This window comes from Cellulosilyticum ruminicola JCM 14822 (assembly GCF_001311925.1).
GTDB lineage: Bacteria > Bacillota > Clostridia > Lachnospirales > Cellulosilyticaceae > Cellulosilyticum > Cellulosilyticum ruminicola.
In genome coordinates this window covers 1-2,673 of sequence record NZ_BBCG01000135.1, presented here as the reverse complement: position 1 = coordinate 2,673, position 2,673 = coordinate 1, and the positions used below count along the sequence as shown (strand labels likewise).

Genomic DNA, 2,673 nt, shown 5'->3' with positions numbered 1-2,673 from the left:
GTATAGTAAGTCATGTTTTAATCTTATCCTATAAGTTATAATTAGAAGATTATGTTTTTAACGAGGTTGGGGAGTTATGATTGCGAAATACGTTTAAATATGGGGAATATAAGGAAATATTCATTTACCTATTATAGGATTTAACAATAATGGATTATAAGTTTGTAGTATTAACAGCTTTGTTTTAAAACCGCTATAATATAATTATTAATAAAGCAAAGAAAACCAATATTAATAGTCAGGTTAATTATAAAATGTAAACGAAAGGGAATGGTGAATATTATGGGAAAAATCACAAGAGAAAACAGAAACTTTAAATTTGAAACTTTACAATTACATGTAGGTCAGGAAAGTCCAGATTCAGTAACAGATGCTAGAGCAGTACCTATTTATCAAACATCATCTTATGTATTTCGTAATAGTGAACATGCAGCAGCAAGATTTAATCTTACAGATGCAGGGAACATCTATGGAAGACTTACAAATCCAACAGAAGATGTATTTGAAAAAAGAATTGCTGCACTTGAAGGTGGTGTTGCAGCTCTTGCAGTAGCATCAGGTGCAGCAGCTGTTTCATATGCTATTCAAAATATTGCAGGTAGCGGTGATCATATTGTAGCAGCTAAAAACATTTATGGTGGGACATATAACTTCCTAGAACATACAATCAAACAATTTGGCGTGGAAACCACATTCGTAGATCCAGCAAACTTTGAAGAAGTTGAAGGAGCAATTAACGAGAATACAAAAGCAATTTTTATCGAGACATTAGGAAATCCTAATTCAGATGTAGTAGATATTGCAGCAATCGCAAAAATTGCACATGCACATCAAATTCCATTACTTATCGATAATACCTTTGCAACACCTTATCTTGTAAGACCAATTGAATATGGCGCAGATATTGTAATCCATTCAGCAACAAAATTCATTGGTGGTCATGGAACAACAATTGGTGGTGTCATTGTAGATAGTGGTAAATTTGATTGGGAAGCATCAGGTAAATTCCCAGGTCTTACAGATCCAAACCCAAGTTATCATGGCATTAGCTTCACAAAAGCAGTAGGAGCAGCAGCGTTTGTAACAAAAATCAGAGCAATCCTTCTTCGTGATACAGGTGCAACAATTTCACCATTCCATTCATTCATTTTCTTACAAGGATTAGAAACATTATCACTTCGTGTTGAAAGACATGTAGAAAATGCGCTTAAAGTAGTTGATTACTTAAGCAAACATCCACTTGTAGAAAAGGTAAATCACCCAGCAGTATCTAGTGATGCAACACAACAAGAGCTTTATAAGAAATATTTCCCTAACGGTGGTGGTTCTATCTTTACATTTGAGATTAAAGGAGATGCACAAAAAGCAAAAGATTTCATTGATCAGCTTGAACTCTTCTCATTACTTGCCAATGTAGCAGATGTTAAATCATTAGTTATTCATCCAGCATCAACAACCCATTCACAATTAACAGAAGAAGAACTTTTAAATGTAGGTATCAAACCAAACACAATCCGTTTATCAATTGGGACAGAAAATATTGATGATATTATTCAGGATTTAGATGAAGCATTTAATGCTGTTTCAGAAAAATAATGTAGATAATAGAAACTAAAGAGGGGGTGTTCTGAAAAATTTTCAGTGACAACCCCATTTGTATCATATTTAAATTAATGTTAATCATTTTATAGGGATTTAAAAATATTGTCGTACATCACATTTTATCTACATTAAAGCAAATACCATGGAGAAAGCAGACAGCATTTTTGCTAGGTGAAGTAAGGGATTTACAAGGTGCCCTCTTAGTAACTGCTCCTAGAGAATTATTAAAGAAGATTATAAATAGAGTTAATGAATTAGGATATAGAAGTATCATAGGAGCAGAAATGGAAAACAGTGCTATAGCTTATTTAGAAATGGTGAAAAAATTTCTATTGTAGAAAAGATGATACAAGCTTTAGAAGCTTTAGGAATATATATTGAAGCATTTCATGCAGAATATGGTGCATTCCAGCATGAGGTTGTGACAGAATGTGTGGATGCATTAGAAGTAGCTGATTAAATTGTACTTATTAAGCATATGGTGAAGGAAATGGGCTACATATTTATCAAAGTCTCTGGGATTTTACTCAAAGACTGAATTACTTTGAAAAGGATAGAGAAGTGACAGAAAGATATTTATCAGATTTGCTTACCTATGCAAGAGAATTGACACTTCTAGGTGCACCAATGATTAATGCATATAAAAGGTTTTAAAGTAATTCATTTGCACCTATTAATGTGATTGCTTCAGAGGACGATAGGACGGTGGCTGTTCATTCCATACTAGATAGAGGAGGCGAGAGCCGTTTAGAATATCGTTTAGGATCATTGGATGCAAATCCTTATTTAATCATTGCAGGCTGTTTAACCACAGGAGTAGATGGCTTAAAATAAATTTTAGAAAAAAATGTGTTTCATACAAGAAGTAAATAGATAAGGAAGAAAAGGGAGTAAAACATTTGATATGATACTCTCTTTTTACTATTTAAAATTAAAATAGTAGAAAGTGATAGTATAGCAGTTAAATTTACTAAAAATAAAAGAAAAAAGTATTGACGTATGTAAGAAAACAGAATAAAATAAAACAGATTAGTGACAAACAGCACTGATAAATAAATGAACTTTGAAAAT

General features: G+C 32.5%; 3 protein-coding genes and 1 pseudogene. All 4 read left to right on the top strand.

From position 1 onward, the window contains the following. Positions 1-282 precede the first annotated feature (282 nt). Positions 283-1,596, top strand: a complete 1,314-nt coding sequence (locus JCM14822_RS18325) for an O-acetylhomoserine aminocarboxypropyltransferase/cysteine synthase family protein (protein ID WP_054744066.1) — start codon at positions 283-285, stop codon at positions 1,594-1,596. Between the two features lie 170 nt (positions 1,597-1,766). Continuing rightward, entirely contained in the window at positions 1,767-1,940 is a 174-nt protein-coding gene (locus tag JCM14822_RS20840) for a hypothetical protein (RefSeq protein WP_157047905.1), read from the top strand. After that, a complete protein-coding gene (locus JCM14822_RS22880) occupies positions 1,928-2,062 on the top strand; it encodes a hypothetical protein (RefSeq protein WP_306307387.1) in 135 nt (44 codons plus the stop codon). Before JCM14822_RS20840 ends, JCM14822_RS22880 begins: the two co-directional genes overlap by 13 nt. Before the next feature lie 35 nt (positions 2,063-2,097). Next, positions 2,098-2,436 (top strand): annotated as a pseudogene (locus tag JCM14822_RS22310) (hypothetical protein); the annotation flags it as partial. Positions 2,437-2,673 lie beyond the last annotated feature (237 nt).